Here is a 6,000-nt window from a genome sequence, read left to right on the forward strand (position 1 = left end):
CCAAGTACTAAGTACGAAGTACCAAGTAGGGATTCGGGTAATAGATGCGAGACTTGCCTGCTGCAAGCAGGAGACGAGAAGCTAGAGTTTAGACACAAGAATCAAGAGACAAGAATCAAGACTCGGATTAACGAGATTGGGAGCAGTCAACTGTAGATGTTTTTCCTCAGTGGCTTTGACTTGGCTCAGCCACTCACCTAATCAGTTCAATTAAACTAATACGAAAAGCTAAATCATAGAATAAAGAATCCGTTGGATAGATTGATGGAGAATAGTTTTGTTTTCTTTTTTCATGTATTTTCTATAAATTCAAGAAACTAATTTAACTATCTTTCTGCGTTTAAAAATGTTGAATATTCAAAGGCAAATAGATTATTGGGTTAAAGGTGCAGAGGAGGATATTCAAACTGCTCAAATTCTTATTGAAAGAAAAAGGATTTTACATGGATTATTTTTTTGTCATTTGACAATTGAAAAATCCATAAAAGCTCATGTTGTAAAAGTAACTTTACAGATAGCACCTAAGTCTCACAATCTTATTTTCTTGTCTGAATTAGCACAACTTGAATTTAGTGAAGAAGAGCAAGTTTTCTTAGGTGTATTAATGAAATATCAGCTTCACGGAAGATATCCTGATTATAACCCTTCAATACCATCCTTAGAGATTGTAATGAAGTATTTGTCTCAAACTGAAGATATAAGGCTATGGTTAAAAGAAAAACTTTAAAAATCATCGATGACTTTATCAAACTGTTGCAAGCAGAAGGGTTCCCGATTTATGACGCATACTTGTTTGGAAGTTATGTGTCGGGGAATCAAAGTGACAGAAGTGACTTAGATTTGATGTTAGTTTCAGATGATGCTGTTGAGGCCAACGATTTGTTAGTCGGGAAAATATGGAGTCTTACGAGAAAAGTTAGTACCAAAATAGAGCCTTTCGTCATTGGTAAAAATAGATTTAAACAATCGCAAGAATCACCTTTAGTGGAGGAAATTAAAAAAAATGGCTTGCACGTTTTTAGCTCGTAAAGGCATGTTTCTAACCACTCAATCAACTAATCACTCTTCAACTGTTCACTGCTCATTGTTCACCAAACCGAGGACAGTTGACCGTCAACCGTGGACCTCTGGTTACTAATCAATCATTCAACTAATACCCCTTCAACTGTTCACTGCTCATTATTCACTATTCTGTGGACAGTTGACCGTCGACTGTGGACCTCTAGCTACTAATCACTCAATCAACTAATAACTCTTCAACTGTTCACTGCTCATTGTTCACTAAATCGTGGACAGTTGACCGTCGACTGTGGACCTTACTGATCACTTAATCAACCAATCACTAATTTTCCCTTCCCATATTTTTTCAACTCGATTAAATTCCCTACTTTTGCGCCCTTATTGGGAAAGGACTGCATGAAAAAAATTGATTTTAAGGACTTGATTCTGTTTGAAAACGAGGATTACCTTGTCATCAATAAGCCTCCCTATTTATCGACATTGGAAGATCGGCATGAAGCCCAGAATATTCTGGAACTTGCCAGAGGTTACACCCCAGATGCCCAGGTGTGTCACCGACTGGATAAGGAGACTTCGGGATGCCTAGTGATTGCCAAACACCAGGATGCTTATCGGAACATCGCTATCCAGTTTGAGGACCGAAAAGTCAGTAAAATTTACCATGCAGTAGTGGACGGGATTCATGAGTTCAGCAATGAATTGGTGGATCGCAATATTCACGCAACCAATAAAGGCATCGCCAAGATAACCAAAGAAGGCAAGCCTGCACAGACGGTATTCAATACCTTGAAGACTTACTTTGCTCATTCCTTGATCGAATGTAAGCCTATCACGGGGAGATTGCATCAGATAAGGGTTCACTTGACCCACCTGAAAGCTCCCATTTGTGGGGATGATACCTATGGAGGAAAGCCACTTTATTTATCTGCCTTAAAACGGCGATTTAACCTTAAAAAAGGCACGGATGAACTGCCCATTATGCAGCGAGTTTCGCTCCATGCGTATGCCATTGGGTTTAAAGGCTTGAAGGAAGAGCCTATTGCTATAGAAGCTCCTTATCCTAAAGACTTTGACGTATTGGTCAAGCAGCTGGAGAAAAACGGCTAACATAAAGAAAATGTGGGTAATAATGTTGTTTCTTTTGCATGTAAAAGAAATTACATCTATCTTTGTGTCCCTTTTTGGGGGTGGAATATATTTAACAAGCTAATAATTAAACATTTACACAGTGGATACATTAAGCTACAAGACCAAATCGGCAAATGCTGCTACTGTAGACAAACAATGGGTGGTAGTGGATGCCCAGTCTGCAGTTCTAGGTAGATTTGCAAGTGAGGTTGCCAAAATCCTAAGGGGTAAGCATAAGCCAAACTTTACCCCGCACGTGGACTGCGGAGACAACGTGATTGTCATCAACGCAGACAAGGTTAGGTTGACTGGTAGAAAGATGGACGAGAAAGTTTACGTTCGTCATACTGGTTACCCAGGTGGACAGCGCATTTCTACACCAAAACTATTGAAGCAAAAGTCTGCTTCTATTTTGGTGGAAAAAGCAGTCAGAGGTATGTTGCCAAAGAACAGACTTGGCAGACAGATGTACAGAAACCTATTTGTTTACAACGGTCCTGAGCATCCTCATGCTGCACAGCAACCTAAAGAAGTCAAATTTTAACCTTAGCAGTTCATGGAAATTATCAACACAATCGGTAGAAGAAAGACATCCGTCGCTAGAATCTACATGAAGCCGGGCAAAGGTGAGATCGTTGTCAACAACAAGCCGATCGAAACGTATTTCCCGTTTGATTTGCATCAGATCGTAGTGAAGCAGCCTCTTGCCCTTGTAGGTGTAGAAGGTACTTACGATGTGACGATCAATGTAGACGGCGGTGGTATCAAAGGTCAAGCGGAAGCTGCTCGTATGGCAATTGCCAGAGCACTTTGTGAATTTGACGCTGAGCACAGACCTCCATTGAAAAAAGAAGGTTTCCTTACCCGTGACCCTAGAATGGTTGAGCGTAAGAAGCCAGGAAGAAGAAAAGCGAGAAGAAGATTCCAGTTCTCCAAGCGTTAATTGGGGGTTTTCTCACAACCTTATACAGAAAAATATACTTTATTAATGGCACAAATAGAATATAAAGACTTACTGGATGCTGGTGTTCACTTTGGACACTTGACGAGAAAGTGGGATCCAAGAATGGCTCCGTATATCTTCATGGAGAAGAACGGTATCCATATCATCGACCTAAACAAAACGCTTGTTTGCCTCGAAGAAGCATCCAATGCAATCAAGCAAATCGTACGTTCTGGCAAAAAAGTGATGTTCGTAGCTACTAAGAAGCAAGCGAAAGACCTTATTGCAGAAGAAGCAAGACGATTAAACATGCCTTACGTAACTGAAAGATGGTTAGGTGGTATGTTGACTAACTTCGCTACTATCCGCAAGTCTTTGAAGAAGATGTCTACCATCGACAAAATGATGAAAGAAGATTCTTACAAAAACTTAGCGAAGAAAGAGCGATTGATGATCACCAGACAAAGAGAAAAATTGGAATCTGTATTGGGCGGTATCGCTGACTTGACTAGACTTCCAGCTGCTTTGTTTGTAGTAGACATCAAGAGAGAGCACATCGCAATCTCTGAAGCACAAAAGCTTGGTATCCCTGTTTTCGCGTTGGTAGATACCAACTCTAACCCAAATGAGGTAGAGTTTCCTATCCCTGCCAATGACGATGCATACAAATCAATCTCCTTGTTGGTAAAAGCCATCGGAACAGCTATCGAAGAAGGTCTTTCTGAGCGTAAGAAGGACAAAGAAGATGCTAAACTTTCTGAAGAGGAAGAAGCAAAGAGAGCTGTGGATGCTGACACACAAGAGTAATTCCACTTTGATTTACTGAATACAAAAGATTGAACATGCGGTCTCGGCCTGTGTTCAATTTTTTGTTTTTAATTGAATTAGACCTGGCAGTCCGCCGCGGCGGACTGCCAGGTCTTCCCTAACCTAGAAAAAAAGTTTAATCTCATAAATTGACTAAAACAATGGCTATTACTGCACAGGAAGTAAACAAATTGAGACAAATGACCGGAGCTGGTATGATGGACTGTAAAAAAGCCCTTACCGAAGCTGAAGGTGATTTCGAAAAAGCAATCGATATCCTTAGAAAAAAAGGTCAGAAAGTTTCTGCTTCAAGAGCTGACAGAGAAACCAAAGAAGGTACAATTGTTACGCATGTAAGCGCTGACGGTGCTACTGGAACATTACTTTCATTGACTTGCGAAACTGATTTCGTAGCGAAGAATGAAGATTTCGTTGCTTTTGCAAATACGTTATTGGATCTAGCTGTTGCTAACAAAGCGACTTCTGTAGATCATATTCTTGCGTTGCCGTTTGAAAATATCACTACAGCTGATAAAATCGTTGAAATGACTGGTAAAATTGGTGAGAAAATCGAAATCTCCCATTACGAAGTTGTTTCTGGTGAAGCAGTGGTTCCTTATATCCACTCTAATGGAAAATTAGGTGTATTGGTTTCTTTGGTCAACACCAACGGTGCTGCTGTGGAAGAAGCTGGTAAGGATGTAGCGATGCAGATTGCTGCGATGAACCCTGTAGCTGTTGACAAAGACGGTGTAGATGCTTCTGTTGTAGAAAGAGAAATCGAAGTAGGTAAAGACCAAGCAAGACAAGAAGGTAAGCCTGAAGAAATGTTAGAGAAAATCGCTTTGGGTAAATTGAATAAGTTCTACAAAGAAAACACCTTGTTGAGCCAGCAATTTGTAAAAGATAACTCTTTATCTATCGCTCAGTACCTTGACAAAGTAAGCAAAGGCATGACCGTAGCTGCTTTCAAAAGAGTGTCTATCGGGTAAGAGGAGATATAAGACTTGAGATATAAGACTCAAGATAAAAGCCGACTTCAAAAGGAGTCGGCTTTTTATTTGTCCACGAATGACGCAAATGAACACGAAGCTTTTTTAGAAAGATAAAAAAAACCTTGAAGTCAAAGGCTCAAGGGTTTTGAACCGCATACAGTCTATTTTATGATGTTTTTTGCTGTGGAGTAATCATAAGAGTCTGTACAGTAGTGATATGCTACTGATCTTATCTCTAGAGTCGTATCTTTCATGGTCAAGTCGTAAGCCGAAGCGATCACTAATTGCACTGTTGCTATAAGTTAGTGATGAATTGTTAAATCACCGTAGATTCCAATAGATTGAAAACCCATGAATCCAAACGCTATCTACAAAAGCCCAATCCATGGAATATCCGAAACTAATGATATCAGAAAAGTTTAAATTTTGATATCTCAGTGATGCTTGAGCAGTAACTGCTCCATTAAATCCGCTGCTAGTGAAATAGTTAGTCACATTGTTTTGGTCAACTATTGTAATCAACGTGTTTGTTTTATCTCCTACTGCAACTGAACCTCCAAAGCCAATCCATAATTTTTCCTTTTCACTTTGATAGACACTTCTCTCTAGGATTGCTTGAAGTCGTACGTTTTGATCATACCAAAACATAGTTGGTTGTGACTTACTTTGAATACTGCTTATTGTTTCATAGCCTAGCATAATTACAGGTTGCCAGTTTTCCCAGGATACACTAGGTCTTATACCCAAATGAATTCCTAACCCTCTTCCCGAAACAGGCTCAAAGCTAAAGTCTTGGGTTGTGTTGAAGGAGCTGCGAACAAATATCTCTGATTTTGCTTGGCCAAAACAAGTGAAAGAAAAGAGGATGAGGATAAATGATGTTATAGTCTTTTTCATAATGGTAAAAATTCCTCCTGAATTTTTTCTTGACAAGAACTAATGGCTACCAAACCTAAAAGTAGGATAGATAGATAGATACTTTTTCATAGTTACTGAGATTTAATTTCATTAAACATAAAAGTTCAAATCGATTTAAAAAAATTAATTAATGATTATTTCACCTTTGAAAAATGCAATAAATAAATGTTTGATCTTATAAAATCATAA

8 protein-coding genes are annotated in these 6,000 nt (G+C 39.2%); 7 read left to right on the plus strand and 1 reads right to left on the minus strand.

Features of this window, described 5'->3' with window-relative positions; all coding sequences use genetic code 11:
• Positions 1–346 precede the first annotated feature (346 nt).
• From ACXIUD_RS07050 to tsf, 7 genes are all read left to right on the plus strand, one after another.
• Positions 347–727 carry a HEPN domain-containing protein gene (locus ACXIUD_RS07050; protein WP_458051918.1) on the plus strand — a complete coding sequence of 127 codons (381 nt, stop codon included), beginning with the start codon at positions 347–349 and terminating at the stop codon, positions 725–727.
• Complete coding sequence (locus ACXIUD_RS07055; RefSeq protein WP_458051919.1) at positions 706–1,029, plus strand: nucleotidyltransferase domain-containing protein; 324 nt, start codon at positions 706–708, stop codon at positions 1,027–1,029. The genes ACXIUD_RS07050 and ACXIUD_RS07055 overlap by 22 nt, the downstream gene beginning before the upstream one ends.
• Positions 1,030–1,416: 387 nt before the next feature.
• Entirely contained in the window at positions 1,417–2,127 is a 711-nt protein-coding gene (locus ACXIUD_RS07060) for an RluA family pseudouridine synthase (RefSeq protein ID WP_458051920.1), read from the plus strand.
• Between the two features lie 121 nt (positions 2,128–2,248).
• Entirely contained in the window at positions 2,249–2,692 is a 444-nt protein-coding gene (gene rplM / locus ACXIUD_RS07065) for a 50S ribosomal protein L13 (RefSeq protein ID WP_458051921.1), read from the plus strand.
• Positions 2,693–2,704: 12 nt separating this feature from the next.
• A complete protein-coding gene (gene rpsI, locus ACXIUD_RS07070; protein WP_189582428.1) occupies positions 2,705–3,091 on the plus strand; it encodes a 30S ribosomal protein S9 in 387 nt (128 codons plus the stop codon).
• 45 nt (positions 3,092–3,136) lie between these two features.
• Complete coding sequence (gene rpsB, locus ACXIUD_RS07075) at positions 3,137–3,898, plus strand: 30S ribosomal protein S2 (protein ID WP_189582431.1); 762 nt, start codon at positions 3,137–3,139, stop codon at positions 3,896–3,898.
• A gap of 161 nt (positions 3,899–4,059) precedes the next feature.
• The gene (tsf, locus tag ACXIUD_RS07080; protein ID WP_458051922.1) at positions 4,060–4,890 is read left to right on the plus strand and encodes a translation elongation factor Ts; all 831 of its coding nucleotides are present in this window, start codon (positions 4,060–4,062) and stop codon (positions 4,888–4,890) included.
• A 324-nt stretch (positions 4,891–5,214) separates the two neighbouring features.
• Here the strand turns inward: tsf and ACXIUD_RS07085 are convergent, their stop codons facing one another.
• Positions 5,215–5,790, minus strand: a complete 576-nt coding sequence (locus tag ACXIUD_RS07085; RefSeq protein ID WP_458051923.1) for a hypothetical protein — start codon at positions 5,788–5,790, stop codon at positions 5,215–5,217.
• Positions 5,791–6,000 lie beyond the last annotated feature (210 nt).

Source organism: Mongoliitalea sp. (genome assembly GCF_054166905.1).